This window comes from Stenotrophomonas sp. 116085_Sma (genome assembly GCF_056479585.1).
The window spans coordinates 455001-477434 of the sequence record NZ_CM151057.1 but is presented as its reverse complement, the minus strand read 5'-3'; the positions used below and the strand labels follow the sequence as shown (position 1 = coordinate 477434).

Below are 22434 nucleotides of genomic sequence, written 5' to 3'. Positions count from 1 at the left end.
TCTTCCAACCAGCCCTCAGCCGAGCATGGGCTCGGCTCTACAGGTGGCGCTTTACAACCAGGGCAGGATCCAGTGGTCCACCAGCAGGAAGGCGAACAGCGCCATCAGGTACACGATGGAGTAGTAGAACATCTTCATCGAGAACAGTTCGTCCGGCGGGTTCAGCATGCGCCAGGCGTACCAGAGGAACACGGCGTTGAGCACGATCGCGCCGCCCAGGTAGAACGCGCCGCTCATGCCCACCAAGTACGGCAGCAGGCAGACCAGTGCGAGCACCACCGAATACACCATGATCTGCTTGCGGGTGTGCACCACGCCGTGGGTCACCGGCAGCATCGGAATTTCCGCCTTGGCGTAGTCCTCGCGGCGGAAGATCGCCAGCGCCCAGAAGTGCGGCGGGGTCCAGATGAAGATGATCAGCACCAGCAGCGACGAGTACGCCCAGTCCGACGAGCCCTGCATGCCGGTCACTGCGGCCCAGCCCAGCATCGGCGGCATCGCGCCGGCCAGGCCGCCGATGACGATGTTCTGCGAGGTCGCGCGCTTCAGGTACACGGTGTAGATCACCGCATAGCCGATCAGCGAGGCGAAGGTCAGCACCGCGGTGATCAGGTTCACCCACAGCACCAGGATGGTCATCGACAACACGATCAGCACGCCGGCGAACACCAGCACCTGCCACGGCTTGACCTTGCCCACCACCAGCGGACGCCACGAGGTGCGCGCCATCTGTGCATCGATGTGCGCATCCAGCAATTGGTTGATGGCGGCGGCGGCCGAGGCCGCCAGCCAGATGCCGAGGAAACCGAGCACGCCGGCGCGCACCTGCTCCCAGCTGGGCACGCCCGGAATGGCCAGGACCATGCCGACCAGGGCAGTGAAGACGATCAGGGCGACGACCTTGGGCTTGGTCAGGTCCCAGTACTGGCGGTAATTGGAAAACATGGAATCAGTCCGGGGCACGCAGGCGGGCCAGCAGGCTGACCAGCACGAACAACAGGGCAACGGCCACGCCGTTGTGGGCCACCGCCACTTCCAGCGGCAGCGCCAGCTTCACATTGAGGATGCCGAGGGTGACCTGCAGCACCAGCAGCACGATCAGCGCACTGGCCCAGCCACGCATGCTCGGCAGGCGGAACAGGCGCACGCCCAGCCACAGCAGGTAGACGGCCACCACCACCGCGAACAGGCGATGCGCCATCTGGATGGCGATACGCGAGGCACCATCCAGCACGCCCCCTTCGTAGTCCACGCCGATGCCGCGCCACAGGGTGAAGCCTTCGACGAAGTTGTGCTGCGGCCACCATTGGTTGGCGCAGCGCGGGAAATTGTCCAGCGAGGCGCTGCCACCGCCGCAGGCCAGCGCAGCGTAGTTGGCGCTGACCCAGCCGCCCAGTGCGATCTGGGTGACCAGCACCGCAACGCCGATGCGCAGCACCCACTTCAGCTTCGGAGCTTCGGCCAGGGTGATCGGCATGTGCGTGGCGCGCCAGGCCATCCACACCAGCAGCGCGAACATCAGCATGCCGCCCAGCAGGTGGCCCATCACCACGATGGGCTTGAGTAGCAGGGTCACCGTCCACATGCCCAGCAGGGCCTGGAAGATCACCACCGCCAGGGTCAGCAGGGCAGCACGCGCCAGGTCGATGTTGCTCCAGCGCAGCGCGGCGATCAGCAGGATCGCCTCGCCGATCAGGGCCAATGCACTGGCGGTGCCATGCCAGCCCATCATGTACAGCGGTATGCCGGCGGCCACCAGCACGCAGGCGGTCACCACCGCCGTGCTTCCGAATCGCCGCTTGCGCGTGGCCAGCAGCGCCAGGGTCAGGATCTCGATGCCCAGCGCGCCGGCCAGGAAGCGGTGCACCTGCTCACGCCAGGCCTTGTGCGTTTCCAGCGGGCGGATTTCCGCCGCCGGGTGGCCGATGGTTTCTTCCACGTGCTGCGGCCAGGTGGCCTGGCCATAGCAGGTCGGCCAGTCCGGGCAGCTCAGGCCGGCATCGGACAGGCGCACGAAGGCGCCGAACATGATCGTGCTCGCGGTCATGATCATGGCGAACCACGCCAGGCGGTGGAAATTGCGGTGCAGCGCCGGACGCGCGGAAAGGCTCATCAAACGGGACTCACTTCAGTTTCAGCAACGTGGCCATGTCCTTGCGCAGGCCCCCCAGGTCACTGCCGGGGGCATGGCGCATGATCACGAAGCCGTTCGGATCGATCACGTAGACCGGCAGTCCCGCCGGATCATCAACGCCCGGCAATGCCGCGCGCAGGGCTGGCGACGGAGCCAGCGGCCGCAGCGCGGGCAGCGAGGCGATCGACGCCGGTGGCGTACCCAGCCACAGGATCTCGACATTATCGGCGTTATGGCCGAACAGCTGCCACACCTTGCCCAGTCCCTGCGACAAAGTGACGCACTGTGCGTCGCAGGCACCGGCCGGCGCCACCAGCAGGCGCCAGGTCCGGGCCTCGGGGTTCCACGGATAGGGCTGGCCGTTGGCCAGCGTCGGAGCCTGCTGGCGTAGATCCACCGGCGGCTTCAGCAACTGGCCGGCATTACGGTGCCCGGTCGGCTGCCAACCGGAGAAGCGCAGCACGGCGGCCAGCGCCATCGCGCCGAAGAACACGGCAAACAGCAGCACCAGGGTCCGGCGGCCTGAGCCGCGCGCCTGCGGGGACGTAGCAGTGTTCATGCGGGGCATTTTCTCATGGTTGGGTACGGGATGCCGGTCGGGCCACGGCGCGCCTCCTGCGCCATTCCAGCACCAGCGCCACCACCAGCACGGTCAGGGCCAGCCCGAACCACTGCACGGCGTAGCCCAGGTGGCGCTGCGGTGGCAGCGTGTTCGGCAGCAGGTCCAGATCGCGCTCGTCACCGAAGGGCAGTGAAGGGTCCAGGCGCAGTACACGATCGGGAAGTGACTGCACCCCCAGCGCGCGGGCCAGGCCTTCGGCCGGCAACCGGCTGGCCAGCCAGCGGCCCGCTTCCCCCGTGGCGGAGAATGCGGGACCGAGTGCCAATCCGGCCGACGGCGGCGGTGCCAGCAGGCCACGCACGGCCACCGGCGAAGGCGGTGCGGGCAGCTCCGGCAGGGCGCGATCCGGCGGCAGCGCGCGCCATCCCAGATCAACCAGCAGCACGCTGCCCTCGTCGCTGCGGAATGGGCGGTAGATCTTCACGCCCGCGCGGCCGTGCCGGGTCTGGTTGTCCAGCAGCACCACGCCGGGAAGGAAGCGACCGTGATCGGCCACGCCATGCAACGCGCCGGGTGCGGCGAGCGCCTGTGCCAGCGACAGTACCTGCGCTGTGGCTGGACCTTGTGCATCCAACATTGCCTGTTTGGCATGCATGCGCTGCAGCTGCCACAACCCCAATGCGGTGAAACCGGCCATTGCCAGCACCGCCAGCAGCCATCCGAGCACGCGCGTGTGCTGGCGCATCATGACAAGTCCGCGCAAACGCGGTCAGATAGGCACATCCACCCTGCCCTCGAGCCGCGCATGAGTGATTCGCTGAAGACCCTGCTGGTAATCGCGTTTCTGATCGTCATCGTCTGGAATCTGGGCGCCGGCCTGTATTACCTGCTGGTCGACCGCGGCCAGACCAAGCGCACGGTCAACGCACTGACACGTCGCATCGCGGTGTCGGTGGCGTTGATCCTGCTGGTGATCGTGAGCATCTACATGGGCTGGATCAAACCGCACGGCATCGGCGGCTGAGGCCACCGATGCGTGCGCGGTCAAAGCACGTAGACGAACAGGAACAGCATCAGCCACACCACGTCGACGAAGTGCCAGTACCACGCGGCGGCTTCGAAGCCGAAATGGTTGTCGCGGGTGAAGTGTCCCTTGGCCGAACGCAGCCACATCACGATCAGCATGATCGTGCCCAGCAGCACATGCGCGCCGTGGAAGCCGGTCAGCATGAAGAACGTCGAACCGTAGATGCCCGAGCCGAGCGTCAGGTTCAGTTCCTTGTAGGCGTGGATGTACTCCTCCGCCTGCAGGGTGAGGAAGCCGAGGCCGAGCACCACGGTCAGGCCCAGCCAGATCAGCAGCTGGCGGCGGTTGCCCGCCTTCAGCGCGTGATGGGCGATGGTCAGGGTCACGCCGGAGGTGAGCAGGATCAGCGTGTTGATCAGCGGCAGGCCCCAGGCCGGGATGGTCTGGAAGGCGCCACCGATCGCCGCCGGGCCGTTGGTCGGCCAACCGGCGGAATAGCCCTGCCAGAGCAGTTCGTTGGTCATCACCCCGCGGCCTTCGCCGCTGAGCCACGACAGGCCCAGGTTGCGGGTGTAGAACAGCGCGCCGAAGAAGGCGCCGAAGAACATCACCTCGGAGAAGATGAACCAGATCATCCCCATCCGGAACGAGCCATCGACCTGATGGTTGTAGTTGCCGGCCTGCGATTCGCGCACCACGTCACTGAACCACCAGAACAGGGTCAGCACCAGCATCGCGATGCCGAGGTAGAACGTCCAGCGTCCCCAGCTGGCATCGTTGAGCCAGCTGGCCACGCCCACCATGGTCACCATCATCGCGATGGAACCCACGAACGGCCATTTGCTCTGGGCCGGGACGAAGTACACGTTGGCGTCGGTCGGTGTCTGGGCCATGTCGGTATCCGGGTCAGGGTGCGGCGTGCGCGCCTTCCGAGGTGGCGGCCGGAGCCAGCCGATCGGACAACGCGTCGTTGCGGTAGAAGGTGTAGGACAAGGTGATCGTCCTGATCTCCGGCGGCAGGTCCGGATCGACGATGAAGCGCACCGGCATGTCGCGCTTCTCGCCGGCCTGCAGCGTCTGCGCGGTGAAACAGAAACATTCGGTCTTGCTGAAGAAACCCGACGCGCGCGCCGGTGCCACCGAAGGCACCGCACTGCCGACCACGGCCTGCTGGCTGTCGTTGCGGGCGAAGTACAGGGCCTCGTTGAGTTCACCGGGCACCACGTCCATGGTCAGCTGTTCGGGATGGAACGACCACGGCAGGCGCGAGTTGACGCCGCCATCGAATTCCACCCGTACGGTGCGCTTGCCGGACGCCGCACCCGCACTGGCTTCGCTGCCGGGGCCGCGCTCCAGGCGCACGCCGAACACCTTCTCGCAGGCGATGCGATACAGCGGCACCAGCGAGAACGTCAGCAGGAACACCGCCACCGCCACGCCGATCAGGCGCGGCAGCCCGGCACTGCGTGAGGTCGCGGTGGCCGGTGCGTCGCTCATCGGCCGATCACCCCACTGAGGATGAAGCCGACGTAGACCAGCACGGCGATGGCGCCGACCCAGGCTGCGGTGCGCCTGGCGCGCTGGCGTTGCAGTTCGATGTCGTTTTCCGGGGCGTCGCCCGGGCTGTTGTGGAGCCGGGCCATGCTCGGCTGCTCCACGTCAGCCGAGCATGGCTCGGCTCTACAGGTCTGCAGCGGGCTCTCGTTATGCATGCCCCACCTCAATGCGTGATGTCGTCATGCGCCAGGTCCCCTGGGCGGATGGTCGGCGGCGTGGTGAAGGTGTGTGCCGGTGCCGGCGACGGCAACGTCCACTCCAGGCCACGCGCGCCTTCCCAGCTCCGCGCTTCGGCCTTCTCGCCGTTGCGCAGCGACGACAGCAGGATCGCGGCCATCATGAACGGCGTGACGAACATGCCGAACGCACCGATCGAGCTGATCAGGTTCCAGTCGGCAAACGCCACGCTGTAATCGGGAATGCGGCGCGGCATGCCGGCCAGGCCGAGGAAGTGCTGCGGGAAGAACAGCAGGTTGACGAACACGATCGACCACCAGAAGTGCACCTTGGCCCACTTCTCGCTGTACATGCGCCCGGTCCACTTCGGCCACCAGTAGTACACCGCCGCGATCAGCGCGAACACTGCGCCGGTCACCAGCACGTAGTGGAAGTGGGCCACCACGAAGTAGGTGTCGTGGTACTGGAAGTCGGCGGCGACGATGGCCAGCATCAGGCCGGAGAAGCCACCGATGGTGAACAGGATGACGAAGGCCACCGACCACAGCATCGGCGCTTCGAACGTGAGCGAACCGCGCCACATCGTGCTGACCCAGTTGAACACCTTCACGCCGGTGGGGATCGAGATCAGCATGGTGGCGAACATGAAGTAGATCTCACCACCCAGCGGCATGCCCACGGTGAACATGTGGTGGGCCCAGACGATGAACGACAGGAACGCGATCGCGGCGGTGGCATACACCATCGCCTGGTAGCCGAACAGCGGCTTGCGGCTGAAGGTCGGGATGATCTCGCTGACCACGCCGAACGCGGGCAGGATCATGATGTAGACCTCGGGATGCCCGAAGAACCAGAAGATGTGCTGGTACATCACCGGGTCACCGCCACCGGCGGCGTTGAAGAAGCTGGTGCCGAAGAACTTGTCGGTCAGCAGCATGGTCACCGCGCCGGCCAGCACCGGCATCACCGCGATCAGCAGGAACGCGGTGATCAGCCAGGCCCAGCAGAAGATCGGCATCTTCAGCAGGTCGATGCCCGGCGCGCGCATGTTGAGCACGGTGGCGATGATGTTGATCGCGCCCATGATCGAACTGATGCCGGCCACATGGATGGCGAACACGCTGAAGGCGACGTTGTAGCCACCCTGCAGCGACAGCGGCGGGTACAGGGTCCAGCCACCGGCCGGTGCACCACCGGGCAGGAACAGGGTCAGCAGCAGCAGGCTGAAGGCCACCGGCAGCAGCCAGAACGACCAGTTGTTCATGCGCGGCAGCGCCATGTCCGGCGCGCCGATCTGCAGCGGGATCATCCAGTTGGCCAGGCCGACGAAGGCCGGCATCACACCGCCGAAGATCATCACCAGCGCATGCACGGTGGTCATCTGGTTGAAGAACTCGGGCTTGACGAACTGCAGGCCCGGCTGCGCCAGCTCGGCGCGGATCACCACGCTCATCGCCGCACCGATGATGAACATGATGAAGCTGAAACCCAGGTACAGCGTGCCGATGTCCTTGTGGTTGGTCGAGAAGAACCAACGCTCGAAGAAGCTCTGGTGGTGATGGTGATCGTCGTGCCCAACTGCCGAGTGCGCCATTGCAAAACACCTCTCAGAATCGGTTGTCACCACGGCCGCAGCAGGCGGCCGCGGGCTTTACATCACGCGCCGCTGGCTGCGGTGGCAGGTGCGCTGCCGGCTTCGGCAGCGGCAGGTGCTGCCGGTGCTTCGCTCGCAGGTGCAGCCGGTTCTGCAGGTGCCGCAGGGGAAGCGGGCTCGGCCGGCGGTGCAGGCTTGCGCTGCGCCAGCCACTGCTTGAAGTCTTCCTTGGACACCGCCTCGACCACGATCGGCATGAAGCCGTGGTCCTTGCCGCACAGCTCGGCGCACTGCCCGCGGTACACGCCGGGCTGCTCGATGCTGGTCCAGGCCTCGTTGATGAAACCGGGGATGGCGTCCTGCTTCCAGCCCAGCGCCGGCACCCACCAGGCGTGGATCACGTCGTCGGAGGTGATGACGAAGCGCACCTTGGTATCGACCGGCAGCACCAGACGGTTGTCGACATCCAGCAGGTAGTGCGGATGGCTCTCGCGGGTCGGCACGACGCCGCTCTGCCGCACCCGGTCGGACTCGCGGTCCAGGCGGCTGGTGAAGGTGACGTTCTCGCCGAGGTATTCGTACTTCCACATCCACTGGTAGCCGGTGACCTTCACCGTCATCTCGGCATCGCGGGTGTCGTACATCTTGATCAGGTTGGCCGTGGCCGGCCATGCCATCACGATCAGGATGATCACCGGGATCACCGTCCAGATGATCTCGGCCTTGGTGTTGTGGCTGAAGGTGGCCGCGACCGCGCCCTTGGATTTGCGGAACTTGAAGATGGCGTAGGCCATCGCCCCGAACACGATGACGCCGATCACCGTGCAGATGATCAACGACAGGTTGTTCGATTCCCAGGCCAGGCGCGAGGTCTGGGTCACCCCCTTGCCCATGTTCAGCTGCCACGGCTTGGGATCGGCCGCCTGGGCCCAAGCCAACGCCGGCATCAGTCCCCCGGTCGCCAGCACTGCGGCAACCGCGTTCACGCACTTCGTGCCCCACCTGCTGCTTTGCTTCATTGCCTAGACCCTTAGCGTCGTCGGTTGCCGCCATCGCTGGCGGCGAGCAAGCTTTCAAGTGTCTCTGCGAGCGTCTGACGTTCGGCCGGCGCGAGGAAACTCCCCACCTCCACCTGCCGGCCGCTGGATGCCAGCCGGACCCTCTCATCGTCGGTGAGCAGGCGCACCCAGTGGGGGTGGGCCCGGAACACCGGCGATCCACCGGGTACGGGGATGACCTCCACGTACGCCGGTACTACCCGGATCTCCTCCTGCCGTTCACCACTGCGCCACAAGGCACGCAGCGCCGCCGCCAGCACCAGGCTGTACAGCAGCGCGAACAGGGGGGCGAACGCATTGCCGGCCAACCACCCGAAGGCGGACACCAGCCACATCGCACCCGACAACACGGTGAACAACAGGACGAACTGCCGGGCATCGAGCGCCCGTGGGGGACGCAGCCGCAGCTGCGTACCTGACCCATCCGGAGCTGGAAGCACCTCGATCATGTCGCAACCGCGTTCCTGCCGCGGGAAACGTCTCGATGGTAGCCCCGCCCTCTCGCCGGTAGCAAGGGTGCATTCACACTTTTTCAGATGCTGCAACACAGCATGAGGTCGGCGGCGCGAATGACGAATTCGGCACAAATATTGGCAGGATTTATGAACACGCCGAATCCACCACCGTTAGGGGCTATCAGCCCTTCATGAAGGTGTCTGCGCGGCACTTCCGAAGGCCGCAAAAATGTTTAAAATCGCCAAGTTTTCCATTGGCCGGACCGGCATGAACGCACCTTCCTCCTCCCCTGCCGCCAGCGACGCCCCGCGTCCCGGCGCGCTGCTGTCGCCGGAACTGCCGGCGCCCCCCAACCCGTTCCGCCAGGCCATCACCGATGCCTGGTTGAAGGACGAGGCCAGCCATGTGCGCGAGCTGCTGGCGCAGGCCCGCCTGCCGGCCGAAGAGCAGGCCAGGGTGCAGGCGCTGGCCGCCGACCTGGTCGGCCGCGTGCGCGTGCGTGCCAAGGACCAGGGCGCCATCGAAGCCTTCATGCGCCAGTACGACCTGGGCAGCGAGGAAGGCGTGCTGCTGATGTGCGTGGCCGAGGCGCTGCTGCGCATTCCGGACCAGGACACCGCCGACAAGCTGATCCGCGACAAGCTGGCCGATGCCGACTGGGAAAAGCACCTGGGCGGCAGCGACTCGGTGCTGGTCAACGCCTCCACCTGGGGCCTGATGCTGACCGGCAAGCTGGTGCAGATGAACGACGCCACCCGCGCCGATGCTCCCAGCGCGTTCAAGCGCCTGGTCGGCCGCGTCGGTGAGCCGGTGGTGCGCCTGGCCGTGCGCCAGGCCATGAAGATCATGGGCCACCAGTTCGTCATGGGCCGCACCATCAGCGAAGCGCTGTCGCGCTCGCACAAGGGCGACAACGCCAGCTACCGCTACTCGTTCGACATGCTCGGCGAAGGCGCGCTGACCATGAAGGACGCGCTGCGCTACCTGGAAGACTACCGTCGTGCGATCCACGCGATCGGCGGCGATCACAAGGCACGCGGCGGCCGTCCGGACGGCGACGTCAACAATGCCCCGGGCATCTCGATCAAGCTGTCGGCGCTGTACCCGCGCTACGAGCACGCCAAGCGCGAGCGCGTGCTGAAGGACCTGGTGCCGGGCGTGCTGGAACTGGCACAGCTGGCCAAGAGCTACGGCATCGGCTGCACCGTCGACGCCGAAGAATCCGACCGCCTGGAACTGTCGCTGGACATCATCGAGCAGGTGTTCTCCGACGCCTCGCTGGCCGGCTGGGATGGCTTCGGCGTGGTCGTGCAGGCCTACCAGAAGCGCACCCCGTACACGATCGACCACCTGGCCGACATGGCGCGCCGCGCCGGTCGCCGCCTGCAGGTGCGCCTGGTCAAGGGCGCCTACTGGGATGCCGAGATCAAGCGCGCGCAGATCGAAGGCTATCCGGGCTACCCGGTGTTCACCCGCAAGCAGAACACCGACGTCTCCTACCTGGCCTGCGCCAAGCGCCTGTTCACGCATGCCGATGCGATCTACCCGATGTTCGCCACGCACAACGCGCACACCATTGCCGCGGTGCGCAGCATCGCCAACGGCGGCGTGTACGAGCACCAGAAGCTGCACGGCATGGGTGACGACCTGTACGCCGAAGTGGTGCCGGCCGACCGCCTGGGCCTGCCCTGCCGCGTGTATGCGCCGGTCGGTTCGCATGAAGACCTGCTGCCGTACCTGGTGCGTCGCCTGCTGGAAAACGGCGCCAACTCCAGCTTCGTCAACCGCATCACCGACGAGCGCGTGCCGATCGCCGACCTGATCCGCGATCCGGTCGAGATGGTGTCCTCGTTCGCTTCGATTCCGCATCCCAAGATCCCGCTGCCGGTTGACCTGCTGCGCAGCCAGAACCACGACAGGAAGAACTCCATGGGCGCCAACCTCGCCAACGACAACGAACTGCGCGCCCTGGCCGAGCAGATCAACGCGGCTGTGAAGCCTTGGCAGGCCGCCCCGCTGGTGCCCGGTGCCAACCCGGCCGGCGCTGCGCTGCCGGTGACCAACCCGGCCGACACCCGCGAAGTGGTCGGCCAGTGGCTGGCCGCCGACGCCGCCACCGTGCAGAAGGCCCTGGCCAATGCCGTGGCCGCGCAGCCGGCCTGGAACCGCACCCCGGCCGCCAGCCGCGCCGCCATCCTCGAGCACGCCGCCGACCAGCTGGAAGCGCGCATGCCGGAGTTCATGGCGCTGTGCGTGAAGGAAGCCGGCAAGAGCCTGCCCGACAGCATCGCCGAAGTGCGCGAAGCGGTGGACTTCCTGCGCTACTACGCCAAGCAGGCGCGCGAGCAGTTCAGCCACGCCGAAAAGCTGCCGAGCCCGACCGGTGAATCCAACGAGCTGCAGCTGCACGGCCGCGGCGTGTTCGTCTGCATCAGCCCGTGGAACTTCCCGCTGGCGATCTTCCTGGGCCAGGTGGCCGCTGCACTCGCCGCCGGCAACAGCGTCATCGCCAAGCCCGCCGAGCAGACCAACCTGATCGGCTACTACGCGGTGAAGCTGCTGCACGACGCCGGCGTGCCGGCCGAGGTGGTGCAGTTCCTGCCCGGCGACGGCGCCACCGTCGGTGCCGCGCTCACCGCCGATCCGCGCGTCGCTGGCGTGGCCTTCACCGGTTCCACCGACACCGCCCGTGCGATCAACCGCGCGATGGCCGCACGTGATGCCGCCATTGGCGTGCTGATCGCCGAGACCGGCGGCCAGAATGCCTTCATCGCCGACTCCTCGGCGCTGCCGGAGCAGCTGGTCAAGGACGCCATCGGTTCGGCCTTCACCTCGGCCGGCCAGCGCTGCTCGGCCGCGCGCGTGCTGTTCGTGCAGGACGACATCGCCGACAAGGTGATGACCATGCTGGCCGGTGCGATGAAGGAGCTGAAGGTCGGCAACCCCGGCCTGCTGTCCACCGACGTCGGCCCGGTGATCGACGCCGATGCACTGAAGATCCTGCAGGACCACGCCGAACGCATGGACCGCGAAGCGCGCCTGATCGCTGCCGCCGAGCTGTCCGCCGAAGCCGCCAATGGCACCTTCTTCGCACCGCGTGCGTATGAACTGAAGGACCTGGGCCAGCTGCACAAGGAAATCTTCGGGCCGGTCCTGCACGTGATCCGCTGGAAGGGTGACCAGCTCGATGCAGTGATCGACCAGATCAACGCCACCGGCTACGGCCTGACCCTGGGCGTGCATTCGCGCATCGACGAGACCGTCGACCGCATCAGCAACGGCGTCCACGTCGGCAACGTCTACGTCAACCGCAACCAGATCGGTGCGGTGGTCGGCGTGCAGCCGTTCGGCGGCCAGGGCCTGTCCGGCACCGGTCCGAAGGCCGGTGGCCCGCACTACCTGCTGCGCTTCGCCACCGAAAAGACGGTGACGGTGAACACCACTGCCGCCGGCGGCAACGCCTCGCTGCTGACCCTGGGCGACTGATCGCCCGGTTGATGCGGTAAACGAAAAACCCCGCGAAAGCGGGGTTTTTTGTGGTTTTTCGTCCTGTACAGCCGAACCCATGCTCGGCTTTCCTGGCGTAGCCGAGCATGGGCTCGGCTCTACACCCGCATCAGCTTGCGCCAGTGGCGCAGGGCGACCAGCGCGTTTATCCAGAAACCGATGTAAAGGATAGAGGTCAGGTGCAGGCCTCGGCTGTAGTACAGCGGCACCGCCACGGTGTTCACCAGCAGCCACACCCACCACGATTCCAGCTTGCGGCGCATCATCAGGATCTGCGCGATCACGCTCAGTACCAGCACCGCCGAATCGATGTACGGCGCGTAGGCGCTGGTCAGGCGGGTCAGCATCCAGCCGTAGCCGAAGGTGGCCACTACCGCCAGCGGCGCCAGCCAGGCCCAGGCGCGCGGCCGCAATGAAGTAATCGGCAGAGGTGCACCATGGTCACCACGCAGCCACTGCCACCAGCCCAGCACGCTGATGGCGATGAAGAAGAACTGCAGCACCATGTCCGCATACAGGTGCGAACGCTCGAACACCGCGGCGAACAGTGCGCAGCCTACGATGCCCAGCCACCAGGTGTGCACGTTGTTGCGGCCCGCCAGCAGGATCGAGCCGGCGACGGCGATGTTGGCAGCCAGCTCCAACTGGAAGTTCGGGTCGGACAGGTTCATGGCGCCATTGTCGTGGATCCACGACGTGGATGGCTGCTCTGCCCAGAAGATCCTCGCCATGCGTGGATGGCCCGAAACCCACCAAAAAGAAAGCCCCGCTTACGCGGGGCCTTCCGTGTGCTGCTTCAGGCCAGGGCCTGCATCAGAACTTGTACTGCATCGAAGCTGCCAGCACGTCGCCGCTGACCTTGTACTTGCCGGTCACGGTGTTGCCGGTGACCGAGGTCGAGGTGATGTTCGGATCCTTGGTGAACAGGTGGGTGTAGCCCACGCTGTATTCCATCTTGTCCGAAGCGGCGTAGGTCAGGCCCAGCGACAGCCACTTACGGGTGGTGTCCGGCACGCGCACGTCGCGGTGGGCGTCGGTGGTCGGGGTCTGGTCATAGGCCAGGCCGCCACGCAGGGTCAGCTTGTCGTTCACGCGGAAATCAGTACCGATCGACGCGAAGGTGGTGTCGCGGTAGTGGAACGGCAGCACGCTGTCCGGCTGGTTGGAATCATAGTCGACGGTGAGCTGGTCGAACTTGCTCCACGCCGTGCGCGTGACTTCGGCCATGATCTGCCACTGGTCGTTCACGCGGTGGGTGAAGCCCACGGTGGCGCTGGCCGGCAGGGTGATGGTGGCGCGGCCGTTGCTGTCGATGAAGGTACCCGGGGCGGCCGCGGCCAGGAAGGCGGCAGCGTTCTGCGGGATGGTGAAGTCGGCCTTGCCGTCGGTGATCTTGTGCTCGACCTTCGAGCGGTAGCTGAAGGCGATGTTGGTGCCTTCCACCGGGGTGACCGTCATGCCCAGGGTGTAGCCGACCGACACTTCATCGCCCTTGATGCGCAGGAAGCCATCGGCGGTGCCCGGGGCGAAGCCCTGCTGGGCCAAGGCCGCAGCGGCCTGCCTCGAGGCGGCCAGGGCCTGAGCCGGGGTACCACCGGCGGCCAGCACGGCAGCGGCTGCCTTCTGCTGGGCGCTGGCGTTGATCGCGGTGCCGGTATCGACGGCGCTGGTCAGGTCGACGTTCAGGCGCTCGGCGAACACCGACGCACCGAACGACAGGTACGGGTTGACGTCGTAGGAGAACGCCACGCCCAGGTCGATCGCCTGCAGCTCGGTCTTGACGCCGTTGTAGCGGCCGACCCAGTCACGGTCGTATTCGGTCTTGAAGCCGAACGGCACGGTCAGCGAGGCGCCGAAGTGCATGTTCTCCTTCTCGCCGAACGGCAGGTGGAAGTAGGCGGCCGGAACCGGGGCGATCATGCCGGCGTCGCCGCCGTTGCCACCGGAAATCGGCGCGCCGTTGCCGTACTGGCCCTGGCCGCGGAACTTGGCGCCGAAGCTGATGGCGCTGACGTCGCCCTGGACCAGGGTGCCGTCGAGCAGGCGCATGGAGGCCGGGTTGGTGGCGATGACCGAGGCGTCACCTTCGGTCGAGGTGGAGCCGGCGAACGCGCGGCCCAGGCCCTTGGCGCTGTTTTCCTTCAGCTGGAAGGCGGCAGCATTGGCATCGGCGGCGGCCAGCGCACCGGCAACGCCGACGGCCAGCAGGGTCAGTCGGGCAATGGTGGAAGCGGTTTGCATCGTAGTTCTCTCTCTCCGGTAAGCGGTGATGGTGCTCTGAGTGCGCCTGCGCCCGGCAGGCCCGGAGGCCCGTCGAAGCGCGCCGGATTCCCCTCCCGACATACGACGCCGTATGCGAGTATTACCCAGAGCCGTTAATGAAACAATAACGGCGCAGGCGGTTTTTTCGTCTCAAAAGCTGAACAGGACAATCCCCGTCGCAAGCGCCCGCACGCTAGGCTAGTGCCATGTTCGTCTCCCTCCCGTCGCGCAAGAAGGCGGCCCTGCGCTGGGCCACACCCGTGCTGTTTGCGGCACTGTGGCTGGCGTTCCTGTGGTCGATCTCGCGCCCGGACGATGCCCGCGGCAGCCTCTGGCTGGACTGGGGCGCCCTGTCCACCGGCCTGACCCACCCGCTCGACTGGTGGGCGACGCTGCAGGACGGCAGCGTGCTTCGCCTGTTCACCGCCCTGTTCCTGCACGCGGACTGGTCGCACCTGCTGGGCAATCTGGTGTTCCTGCTGATCTTCGGCCTGCCGGCCGAGCGGGTGCTGGGCCCGTGGCGGCTGCTGCTGCTGTTCCTGGTCGGCGGCGCGGTATCGAACCTGGTGGCGATCTACACCATGGGCAGCCCGGACCAGATCATCATCGGCGCCAGCGGCGCGGTGTCGGCGCTGATCGGCGCCTACCTGGCCCTGTTCCCGGGTGCGCGGCTGGGCGTGGTGATCCCGCTTGGCCTGTTCCTGGAGTTCGTGCGTGCCCCGGCCTACCTGCTGATCGGCGTGTGGGCCGCGCTGCAGGTGGTGTTCGCCCATATCGGCCCGAGCTTCGGCATGGTGGCCTGGTGGGCCCACATCGGCGGCTTCGTGTTTGGCCTGGTGTATGGCGTGTACGTGCGCGCTGCGATCGCGCGCCGGCTGCGCAAGCGGCACGGGTTCTGACCGCCCGGTAGTGCCGGCCGCTGCCCGGCATTTGTTTTCTTCTTCCGCCCTTGGGCCGGCGCCGGGCATGGCCCGGCGCTACCGTCAGGGCTTGGCCGGCGCCGGGGCCGGTGCGGGCTTTGCTTCCGGCTTTGGCTCGGCCTTCGTTTCCGGCTTCGCCGCAGCGGCCTTCGCGGCCTTGGCCGCATCTGCCTTGGCCGCTTCGGCCTTCAACCGTGCAGCTACCGAACCGGGATTCTTCAGTTCGGCCAGCGCATCGTTGATCGGGCCGTCGCCCGGCAGCACCGCGCCGGCGTGGTAGCCCTCGGTGCCTTCGTCGTCGCCGCGCAGGTGGCCCGGGAGGGTCGCTTCGCTGTAATCGCTCAGGCTGGCCGGCAGCGCATCGTCGGCCGGCGTCGGGGCGGGTTTCAACTCAACGTCCGGCACGATGCCGGTGGCCTGGATCGACTTGCCGCTGGGCGTGTAATAGCGCGCCGTGGTCAGCTTCACCGAATCCCCGTTGTCCAGCGGCAGCACGGTCTGCACCGAGCCCTTGCCGAAGGTGCGGCTGCCGACCACGCGTGCGCGCTTGTTGTCGCGCAGCGCGCCGGCCAGCACTTCCGAGGCACTGGCCGAGCCGGCATCGGCCAGTACCACCACCGGTGCGCCCTTCAGCAGGTCGCCCGGGGTCGCGTCGAATCGGGCATCGCTGATGCTGATGCGGCCACGGGTACTGACGATGTTGCCCTTGTCGAGCAGATCGTCGGCCACCTGCACGGCGGCCGTCAGCAGGCCACCCGGGTTGCTGCGCAGGTCCAGCACCAGGCCCTTGAGCTGGCCACCGGACTGCTTCTGCAGCTGCTGCACGTGCTTCTGGAAGTCCGAACCGGTATCGGCCTGGAAGGTGCTGAGGCGGATGTAGCCATAGCCCGGCTCCAGCAGACGGCTGCGCACGCTGGTCACGCGGATGGTCTGGCGGGTGAGGCTGACATCGAACGGCTTCGGCTTGCCGTCGCGCACGATGGTCAGCACCACCTTGCTGCCGGCCGGGCCACGCAGCGGTTCGCTGGCATCGATCGCGCTGATCGGCTTGCCGTCGATGGCAATGATCAGGTCGCCGGCGAGGATGCCGGCCTTGGCCGCCGGCGTGTCGTCGATCGGCGAAATCACCTTCATGCTGGCGTTGTCCGGCTGCTGCTGCAGCTCCACGCCGATGCCCTCGTAGGCGCCGTTGGCCTGTTCGTCGAAGGCCTGCGCGTCTTCCTTGTTGAAGTAGGTGCTGTGCGGATCAAGGTCGAGCAGCAGGCCACGCACGGCCGACTGCATCAGCTTCTTGTCATCGACCGGGTCGACATAGGCGGCACGCACCGCGTTGTACACGGCCACGAAGCGGCGGATGTCCTCCAGCGGCACCTTCGAGGTCACCGCCTCCTCGCTGTTCGCTGCCTGCCCGCTGGTTTCCTGGCTGGGGGCGGGCGCGGTCTGCTGCGCCCAGGACAGCGCCGGCAACAGGGCCAGCAAGAGGGTGGCGGTACGGGCTGCGCGCATGGATCACTCCTGTCGACGTTGGCATCGTGCCCAAGGCACATGCGTCGATTATGCGCGAAGCACAGCTAAATTCCCGTTGAATCCGCCCTGCACGCGGAGGCGCTGGATTCAGCGCCGCTGCAGCCAGCTGTCGGGGTTCACCGGCTGCCCGCCACGGCGCAGCTCGAAGTACAGCGCGGTGACGCCCTGGCCGCCGGAATTGCCGACCTTGGCCACCGCATCGCCACGGCTGACCCGCGCGCCGGCATCCTTCAGCAGGGTGTCGTTGTGTGCGTACAGGCTCATGTAGCCGTTGCCGTGATCGACAATCAGGATCATGCCGTAGCCGGTCATCCAGTCGGAAAACACCACGGTGCCGTCGGCCACGGCAGTGACGGTGCTGCCGGCGGGCGCGCCGATCAGCACACCGCTGCTGGTGCGGCCGTCGGGCAGCTTTCCGCCGTAGCGGGCCAGCAGGTTGCCCGACAACGGCCAGCCCAGGCCACCGACCTTCGGCGCCGGCGCAGAGGCCACGGCAGGCGGGACCTTGGTGGGCGGCGGTGGCGGACGGCCCTGCGCGGCGGCCTGGCGTGCGGCACGCTCGGCAGCAGCCTTTTCAGCGGCTGCTCGACGCGCGGCGGCGCGGCGCTCGGCTTCGGCCCGGGCCGCGGCGGCACGCAGGTTCGCCAGCAGCGTTTCCAGTGCCTTGGCATCCTGGCCCAGCGCCTGTTCCTTCTCGCGCTGGTCCTTGAAGCGTTCGTCCAGCGAGGCCACCGTCTTTGCGCGATCGCGGCGATCGGCTTCCAGGGCGGCTGCCTGCTGCTTCTGGTCCTGCTGCGCCCCCTGCAGCTTCTGCTTGCGCTCGGCGATCTGCGCCTGCACCGCTTCCAGTTCCTTCAGGTCGGCGGTCAGCGTGGTGATGCGCTGTGCGCGCTCGCGCTGCAGGTAGCGGTGGTAGGCCAGGGCACGGTTGGCATCGGCCACCGTGTCCTGCGACAGCAGCAGCTTCAGCGGTGCGTGGTTGCCCAGCTGATACGCCGCGCGCAACAGCCCGGCCAGTTCGCGGTGCTGCTGGGCCAGGTTGGTCTGCAGGGTGTTGCGGCGCTGTTCGGCTTCGGCCAGGGCGCGGCCCTGCTCGCGCAGCGCGGCTTCCGTCTGCGCAAGGGCACGGCCGGTGCGGGCTACCTTCTCGTCGGCCTCGCGCAGTTGTTGCGAGGCCTGGCCGCGCTGGCCCTCGATCTGCCGTCGCTCCTGCGCCACGCCCTTCAGTTCGGTACGCAGTTTCTGCAGCTTGCGCTCGGTCTCGCGGGTGGTCTGCGCACCGCTGGGCAGCGGCAGGGCCAGCGCCAACGCCAGCCCCAGCAGCAGCCAGCGCCCGCCGCGGGCAGCGGCGATGTGATGTCGGCGTGATGGGAAGACGTTGTCGCGCAAGGGCTTTCCAGTGACTTCAGGCAGTTGCAGGGGGTACCGGGGAATGGTGACATCTCCGCACGCGGCCTGCCAGCCGCACATCCATCGAGGTCGCCATGAAAACTCTTTCCATTCCGCTGCTGTTGGGCGTACTACTGGCCACCGGGCCGGTCTGTGCGCAGGAGAACATCAGCAAGGTCAACGGCAGCATCAGCGCCGACGCCGGCCAACGCTACGGCAAGCTGGATACCGTCAACGGCGGCATCCGCGTCGGCGAAGGCGTCGAGACCGGCAGCATCGACACCGTCAACGGCGGGGTCAAGGTTGCCGACCGTGCACGTACCGGCAAGATTGAAACGGTCAACGGCGGCGTACGCCTGGGCCGCGAGGTGATCGCACACGGCAGCGTCAGCACCGTCAACGGCAGCATCTTCACCGATCGCGGCAGCCAGATCGAAGGCGGTGTCGAGACCGTGAACGGTGGCATCGGCCTGGTCGAAAGCCGCGTCGGCAAGGATGTGGAGACCGTCAACGGTGACATCACCGTCGGCATCGGTTCCCAGGTCAACGGCGGTGTGCACGTGCGCAAGCCGAACTTCAGCGTCTCGCTCACCGCCAGCCGCAAGCCGCGTGTGATCGTCGGCCCGAATGCCGTTGTCAGCGGCCCCCTCCAGTTCGAACGCGAGGTGGTGCTGTACGTGCATCGCACTGCCCGTATCGGGCCGGTTACCGGCGCCGAGCCGATCCCGTTCGACACCGAAACCGCTCCGGCGGACTGAGCGCACCGGACCGCCCGGTTCGGTGATACTCGCTGACACCGGCCGTACGCGACGTGCGGCCGCCCTTTGTTCTCCAGGAATCGACGATGCCCCGCAAACTCCTCCTGTGCCTGGCCGCCGCGGCCGCGCTCAGTGCCTGCAAAGGCGAAACCACGCCGGCCACCGCGCCGGCCGCCGATACCGCTGCCGCTGCCCCGAAGCCGGCCGCTCACCAGTTCTCCCCGGAGATCAACGCCGGCGACTTCGCCGAGATGGTCAAGACGCTGGCGTCGGATGAATTCGAAGGCCGCGCCCCGGGCAGCAAGGGCGAGGAACTGACGGTCAACTACATCCGCGACCAGATGCAGCGCATCGGTCTGCAGCCGGGCAACGGCGACAGCTGGTTCCAGGACGTGCCGATGACCGAAACCACGGCCGACGCATCGACTGTGCTGAAGATCACCCAGGGTGGCAAGACCACCGAGCTGAAGTTCGGCACCGACATGGTGGTCGGCACCCGTACCGGCCAGGCCGAGGTGAAGGTTGATGCCAGCGATCTGGTGTTCGTCGGCTACGGCGTCGATGCGCCGGAACAGAAGTGGAACGACTATGCCGGCCAGGACTGGAAGGGCAAGACGGTCGTGATGTTCGTCAACGATCCGGGCTTCCACGTCAACGACGCGAAGCTGTTCGACGGCAAGCGCATGACCTACTACGGCCGCTGGACGTACAAGTTCGAGGAAGCCGCCCGCAAGGGCGCCGCTGCCGCGCTGATCGTGCACGACACCGCCGGCGCGTCCTACGGCTGGGATGTGGTGAAGAACTCCTGGGCCGGACCGCAGTACGACCTGCCGGCCAAGGATGACCCGGAAGCCCGTATTCCGGTACAGGGCTGGCTGAGTGCCGACGCCGCCAAGGCGCTGTTTGCCGGTGCCGGCCTGGACCTGGCGCAGGCTTACAAGGATGCGAGCAAGCGCGGCTTCAAGCCGGTGCCGCTGAAGGCCACCGCCGCGGTCGACCTGAAGAGCCAGATCGCGCAGAAGCAGTCGCGCAACGTGGTGGGCGTGCTGCCGGGCAGCAAGCGTGCCGACGAGGCCGTGCTGTACATGGCGCACTGGGACCACCTGGGCAAGCACGAGGGTGAAACCGGCGACAACATCTACAACGGTGCGGTCGACAACGCGACCGGCGTGGCGGGCATCCTTGAGGTGGCCGAAGCAATGGCCCACCAGGATCCGAAGCCGGAACGTTCGGTGGTGTTCCTGGCAGTGACCCTGGAAGAGTCCGGCCTGCTGGGTTCGAAGTACTACGTCTCCCACCCGACCTTCCCGCTGGACAAGATCGCCGGTGTGATCAACATTGATGCGATGTCGGTGGCCGGCCGTGCCAAGGACGTGACCGTCACTGGCTTCGGCAGCTCGGAACTGGAAGACATCCTCAAGCCGCTGGCTGCGGCCCAGGGCCGTACCCTGCACGGTGAGACTTCGGTGCAGAGCGGCTTCTACTTCCGTTCGGACCATTTCAACTTCGCCAAGGCCGGCGTGCCGGCACTGTACGCCGATGGTGGCGAGGACCTGCGCGAGGGCGGCGTGGACGCCGGCCGCAAGGCCGCGGCCGACTATGGTGCCAACCGTTACCACGGCCCGAAGGACGAGTTCGATGCGTCCACCTGGAAGCTGGACGGTACGGTCGAAGACCTGCAGTTGATGTACGGCGTCGGCAAGGAGCTGGCCGGTGGTGATCGTTGGCCGAACTGGTATGCAGGCAACCCGTTCAAGGCGGCCCGCGACGCGATGATGAAGGACAAGGCTTCGGCCAAGTAAGGGCGAGCCCTGCTCGACTGAACATCGTTGAGGTTCAAGCGGCGCCCCACGGGGCGCCGCTTTTTTTTGCGTGCTGTCGGCGGCTCATCCACGGCGGGTGTGGATCTACCGGTAGTGCCGGCCGCTGGCCGGCATCGATTGGTAGCGGCCAACCTTGGTTGGCGCCATGCTTCCTCGCGCAGGGTATCCACGCATGGCGTGGATCTACCGGGCGATGTGCCGCCATCGGCTTGCCGGCCAGCGGCCGGCACTACCGGCGTTTCCCGCGCACAAAGAAAAACCCCGCTGCGGCGGCAGCGGGGTTTTGGGTGTAAACCCTGGCGATGACCTACTCTCGCATGGCTTGAGCCACACTACCATCGGCGCAGCTGCGTTTCACTTCCGAGTTCGGGATGGGATCGGGTGGTTCCACAGCGCTAATTTCACCAGGGAGACGGTTGCAGCAGCGCTTGCAGCGCCAGCTTCGCGATCTTGCCCTTGGGGCGGAAGCCACCCGGAAAATGCAGTGCCTTCACTTAATAAGAAAAACCCCGCTGCGTGAGCAGCGGGGTTTTGGGTGTAAACCCTGGCGATGACCTACTCTCGCATGGCTTGAGCCACACTACCATCGGCGCAGCTGCGTTTCACTTCCGAGTTCGGGATGGGATCGGGTGGTTCCACAGCGCTAATTTCACCAGGGAGGCTTTTGGAGCGTCGCACTCGTCCCGTGGGACAAGGCGCCAGCCTCGCATAGTTCTTGTGACGTAGCGTGCACTTGGATGCTCTTACGACGCTGTCGTAAAGCCAAGGCAACTTGAGGTTATATGGTCAAGCCGCACGGATCATTAGTATCAGTTAGCTCAATACATTGCTGTACTTACACACCTGACCTATCAACCACGTAGTCTACATGGTTCCTTCAGGGGGCTTGTGCCCCGGGAGATCTCATCTTGAGGCGCGCTTCCCGCTTAGATGCTTTCAGCGGTTATCGCTTCCGAACATAGCTACCCGGCAATGCCACTGGCGTGACAACCGGAACACCAGAGGTTCGTCCACTCCGGTCCTCTCGTACTAGGAGCAGCCCCTCTCAAATCTCCAACGCCCATGGCAGATAGGGACCGAACTGTCTCACGACGTTCTGAACCCAGCTCGCGTACCACTTTAAATGGCGAACAGCCATACCCTTGGGACCGACTACAGCCCCAGGATGTGATGAGCCGACATCGAGGTGCCAAACACCGCCGTCGATATGAACTCTTGGGCGGTATCAGCCTGTTATCCCCGGAGTACCTTTTATCCGTTGAGCGATGGCCCTTCCATACAGAACCACCGGATCACTAAGTCCTAGTTTCCTACCTGCTTGATCCGTCGATCTTGCAGTCAAGCACGCTTATGCCTTTGCACACAGTGCGCGATGTCCGACCGCGCTGAGCGTACCTTCGAGCTCCTCCGTTACTCTTTAGGAGGAGACCGCCCCAGTCAAACTACCCACCATACACGGTCCCCGACCCAGATAATGGGCCCAGGTTAGAACGTCAAGCACGACAGGGTGGTATTTCAAGGATGGCTCCACTGCAGCTAGCGCCACAGTTTCATAGCCTCCCACCTATCCTACACAGACGAACTCAACGTTCAGTGTAAAGCTATAGTAAAGGTTCACGGGGTCTTTCCGTCTTGCCACGGGAACGCTGCATCTTCACAGCGATTTCAATTTCACTGAGTCTC

The 22434-nt window shown here is 66.1% G+C and carries 19 protein-coding genes and 3 rRNA genes (1 of these 22 cut by a window edge); 5 read left to right on the top strand and 17 right to left on the bottom strand.

Going from position 1 to position 22434, the window contains the following annotated elements; genetic code table 11:
* Positions 1 to 51: 51 nt before the first annotated feature.
* The 4 genes from cyoE to ACZK0Z_RS02135 are packed head-to-tail and all read right to left on the bottom strand — an operon-like array spanning position 52 to position 3444.
* A complete protein-coding gene (gene cyoE / locus ACZK0Z_RS02150) occupies positions 52 to 945 on the bottom strand; it encodes a heme o synthase (RefSeq protein ID WP_005407798.1) in 894 nt (297 codons plus the stop codon).
* 4 nt (positions 946 to 949) lie between these two features.
* Positions 950 to 2113 carry a COX15/CtaA family protein gene (locus ACZK0Z_RS02145; protein WP_197633243.1) on the bottom strand — a complete coding sequence of 388 codons (1164 nt, stop codon included), beginning with the start codon at positions 2111 to 2113 and terminating at the stop codon, positions 950 to 952.
* A 10-nt stretch (positions 2114 to 2123) separates the two neighbouring features.
* A complete protein-coding gene (locus ACZK0Z_RS02140; protein WP_033833636.1) occupies positions 2124 to 2693 on the bottom strand; it encodes a hypothetical protein in 570 nt (189 codons plus the stop codon).
* Between the two features lie 13 nt (positions 2694 to 2706).
* Positions 2707 to 3444, bottom strand: coding sequence for an SURF1 family protein (locus tag ACZK0Z_RS02135; RefSeq protein ID WP_049426958.1), 738 nt, complete (start codon positions 3442 to 3444; stop codon positions 2707 to 2709).
* Between the two features lie 57 nt (positions 3445 to 3501).
* On the opposite strand from ACZK0Z_RS02135, the gene ACZK0Z_RS02130 reads away from it, so the two are divergent.
* The gene (locus ACZK0Z_RS02130) at positions 3502 to 3720 is read left to right on the top strand and encodes a twin transmembrane helix small protein (RefSeq protein WP_005412025.1); all 219 of its coding nucleotides are present in this window, start codon (positions 3502 to 3504) and stop codon (positions 3718 to 3720) included.
* A 20-nt stretch (positions 3721 to 3740) separates the two neighbouring features.
* On the opposite strand, the gene ACZK0Z_RS02125 is transcribed toward ACZK0Z_RS02130, so the two are convergent.
* From ACZK0Z_RS02125 to ACZK0Z_RS02100, 6 genes are all read right to left on the bottom strand, one after another.
* The gene (locus tag ACZK0Z_RS02125; protein ID WP_049426961.1) at positions 3741 to 4616 is read right to left on the bottom strand and encodes a cytochrome c oxidase subunit 3; all 876 of its coding nucleotides are present in this window, start codon (positions 4614 to 4616) and stop codon (positions 3741 to 3743) included.
* A 13-nt stretch (positions 4617 to 4629) separates the two neighbouring features.
* Positions 4630 to 5220 (bottom strand): cytochrome c oxidase assembly protein, encoded by a 591-nt coding sequence (locus ACZK0Z_RS02120; protein ID WP_019336368.1) that lies wholly within the window; start codon positions 5218 to 5220, stop codon positions 4630 to 4632.
* Positions 5217 to 5435, bottom strand: a complete 219-nt coding sequence (locus ACZK0Z_RS02115; RefSeq protein ID WP_197620466.1) for a hypothetical protein — start codon at positions 5433 to 5435, stop codon at positions 5217 to 5219. The genes ACZK0Z_RS02120 and ACZK0Z_RS02115 overlap by 4 nt, the downstream gene beginning before the upstream one ends.
* An 8-nt stretch (positions 5436 to 5443) precedes the next feature.
* A complete protein-coding gene (gene ctaD, locus ACZK0Z_RS02110) occupies positions 5444 to 7051 on the bottom strand; it encodes a cytochrome c oxidase subunit I (protein WP_005407790.1) in 1608 nt (535 codons plus the stop codon).
* A 62-nt stretch (positions 7052 to 7113) separates the two neighbouring features.
* Positions 7114 to 8070 (bottom strand): cytochrome c oxidase subunit II, encoded by a 957-nt coding sequence (gene coxB, locus ACZK0Z_RS02105; protein ID WP_049426964.1) that lies wholly within the window; start codon positions 8068 to 8070, stop codon positions 7114 to 7116.
* A gap of 11 nt (positions 8071 to 8081) precedes the next feature.
* Positions 8082 to 8558 carry a DUF2244 domain-containing protein gene (locus ACZK0Z_RS02100; RefSeq protein WP_014035721.1) on the bottom strand — a complete coding sequence of 159 codons (477 nt, stop codon included), beginning with the start codon at positions 8556 to 8558 and terminating at the stop codon, positions 8082 to 8084.
* Positions 8559 to 8832: 274 nt separating this feature from the next.
* Here ACZK0Z_RS02100 and putA point away from each other — a divergent pair, with 274 nt between their 5' ends.
* Complete coding sequence (gene putA, locus ACZK0Z_RS02095) at positions 8833 to 12051, top strand: bifunctional proline dehydrogenase/L-glutamate gamma-semialdehyde dehydrogenase PutA (protein ID WP_197633244.1); 3219 nt, start codon at positions 8833 to 8835, stop codon at positions 12049 to 12051.
* Between the two features lie 119 nt (positions 12052 to 12170).
* On the opposite strand, the gene pnuC is transcribed toward putA, so the two are convergent.
* Together pnuC and ACZK0Z_RS02085 are read right to left on the bottom strand one after the other, a co-directional pair.
* Complete coding sequence (pnuC, locus tag ACZK0Z_RS02090; protein ID WP_049426965.1) at positions 12171 to 12743, bottom strand: nicotinamide riboside transporter PnuC; 573 nt, start codon at positions 12741 to 12743, stop codon at positions 12171 to 12173.
* A gap of 142 nt (positions 12744 to 12885) precedes the next feature.
* Entirely contained in the window at positions 12886 to 14313 is a 1428-nt protein-coding gene (locus ACZK0Z_RS02085) for an outer membrane protein transport protein (protein ID WP_459018425.1), read from the bottom strand.
* Positions 14314 to 14540: 227 nt separating this feature from the next.
* On the opposite strand from ACZK0Z_RS02085, the gene ACZK0Z_RS02080 reads away from it, so the two are divergent.
* Positions 14541 to 15233, top strand: a complete 693-nt coding sequence (locus ACZK0Z_RS02080; protein WP_005407784.1) for a rhomboid family intramembrane serine protease — start codon at positions 14541 to 14543, stop codon at positions 15231 to 15233.
* Between the two features lie 84 nt (positions 15234 to 15317).
* Here the strand turns inward: ACZK0Z_RS02080 and ACZK0Z_RS02075 are convergent, their stop codons facing one another.
* Both ACZK0Z_RS02075 and ACZK0Z_RS02070 read right to left on the bottom strand, forming a co-directional pair.
* A complete protein-coding gene (locus ACZK0Z_RS02075) occupies positions 15318 to 16760 on the bottom strand; it encodes a S41 family peptidase (RefSeq protein ID WP_049426968.1) in 1443 nt (480 codons plus the stop codon).
* A gap of 108 nt (positions 16761 to 16868) precedes the next feature.
* Positions 16869 to 18170 (bottom strand): murein hydrolase activator EnvC family protein, encoded by a 1302-nt coding sequence (locus tag ACZK0Z_RS02070; RefSeq protein WP_049426970.1) that lies wholly within the window; start codon positions 18168 to 18170, stop codon positions 16869 to 16871.
* Between the two features lie 95 nt (positions 18171 to 18265).
* Here ACZK0Z_RS02070 and ACZK0Z_RS02065 point away from each other — a divergent pair, with 95 nt between their 5' ends.
* Both ACZK0Z_RS02065 and ACZK0Z_RS02060 read left to right on the top strand, forming a co-directional pair.
* Complete coding sequence (locus ACZK0Z_RS02065; RefSeq protein ID WP_049426973.1) at positions 18266 to 18928, top strand: DUF4097 family beta strand repeat-containing protein; 663 nt, start codon at positions 18266 to 18268, stop codon at positions 18926 to 18928.
* Between the two features lie 86 nt (positions 18929 to 19014).
* Positions 19015 to 20730: a M28 family metallopeptidase gene (locus ACZK0Z_RS02060; RefSeq protein WP_049426975.1), complete on the top strand. Its 1716-nt coding sequence runs from the start codon at positions 19015 to 19017 to the stop codon at positions 20728 to 20730.
* A gap of 315 nt (positions 20731 to 21045) precedes the next feature.
* On the opposite strand, the gene rrf (ACZK0Z_RS02055) is transcribed toward ACZK0Z_RS02060, so the two are convergent.
* From rrf (ACZK0Z_RS02055) to ACZK0Z_RS02045, 3 genes are all read right to left on the bottom strand, one after another.
* Positions 21046 to 21160: ribosomal RNA gene (gene rrf, locus ACZK0Z_RS02055) — 5S ribosomal RNA — on the bottom strand.
* Between the two features lie 133 nt (positions 21161 to 21293).
* Positions 21294 to 21408 (bottom strand): 5S ribosomal RNA (gene rrf / locus ACZK0Z_RS02050).
* Positions 21409 to 21533: 125 nt separating this feature from the next.
* Positions 21534 to 22434 (bottom strand): 23S ribosomal RNA (locus ACZK0Z_RS02045); it runs 1979 nt beyond the window's last position.

Bases quoted from the DNA above. Each gene is read 5' to 3' on its own strand.
- ACZK0Z_RS02120 (WP_019336368.1), bottom strand. From the start codon at position 5,220: ATGAGCGACGCACCGGCCACCGCGACCTCACGCAGTGCCGGGCTGCCG.
- ACZK0Z_RS02115 (WP_197620466.1), bottom strand. From the start codon at position 5,435: ATGCATAACGAGAGCCCGCTGCAGACCTGTAGAGCCGAGCCATGCTCG.
- ACZK0Z_RS02080 (WP_005407784.1), top strand. From the start codon at position 14,541: ATGTTCGTCTCCCTCCCGTCGCGCAAGAAGGCGGCCCTGCGCTGGGCC.
- pnuC (WP_049426965.1), bottom strand. From the start codon at position 12,743: ATGAACCTGTCCGACCCGAACTTCCAGTTGGAGCTGGCTGCCAACATC.
- cyoE (WP_005407798.1), bottom strand. From the start codon at position 945: ATGTTTTCCAATTACCGCCAGTACTGGGACCTGACCAAGCCCAAGGTC.
- ACZK0Z_RS02125 (WP_049426961.1), bottom strand. From the start codon at position 4,616: ATGGCCCAGACACCGACCGACGCCAACGTGTACTTCGTCCCGGCCCAG.
- ACZK0Z_RS02135 (WP_049426958.1), bottom strand. From the start codon at position 3,444: ATGATGCGCCAGCACACGCGCGTGCTCGGATGGCTGCTGGCGGTGCTG.
- ACZK0Z_RS02145 (WP_197633243.1), bottom strand. From the start codon at position 2,113: ATGAGCCTTTCCGCGCGTCCGGCGCTGCACCGCAATTTCCACCGCCTG.
- ACZK0Z_RS02065 (WP_049426973.1), top strand. From the start codon at position 18,266: ATGAAAACTCTTTCCATTCCGCTGCTGTTGGGCGTACTACTGGCCACC.
- ctaD (WP_005407790.1), bottom strand. From the start codon at position 7,051: ATGGCGCACTCGGCAGTTGGGCACGACGATCACCATCACCACCAGAGC.
- coxB (WP_049426964.1), bottom strand. From the start codon at position 8,070: ATGAAGCAAAGCAGCAGGTGGGGCACGAAGTGCGTGAACGCGGTTGCC.
- ACZK0Z_RS02085 (WP_459018425.1), bottom strand. From the start codon at position 14,313: ATGCAAACCGCTTCCACCATTGCCCGACTGACCCTGCTGGCCGTCGGC.
- ACZK0Z_RS02100 (WP_014035721.1), bottom strand. From the start codon at position 8,558: ATGATCGAGGTGCTTCCAGCTCCGGATGGGTCAGGTACGCAGCTGCGG.
- ACZK0Z_RS02140 (WP_033833636.1), bottom strand. From the start codon at position 2,693: ATGAACACTGCTACGTCCCCGCAGGCGCGCGGCTCAGGCCGCCGGACC.
- ACZK0Z_RS02075 (WP_049426968.1), bottom strand. From the start codon at position 16,760: ATGCGCGCAGCCCGTACCGCCACCCTCTTGCTGGCCCTGTTGCCGGCG.
- ACZK0Z_RS02130 (WP_005412025.1), top strand. From the start codon at position 3,502: ATGAGTGATTCGCTGAAGACCCTGCTGGTAATCGCGTTTCTGATCGTC.
- putA (WP_197633244.1), top strand. From the start codon at position 8,833: ATGAACGCACCTTCCTCCTCCCCTGCCGCCAGCGACGCCCCGCGTCCC.
- ACZK0Z_RS02060 (WP_049426975.1), top strand. From the start codon at position 19,015: ATGCCCCGCAAACTCCTCCTGTGCCTGGCCGCCGCGGCCGCGCTCAGT.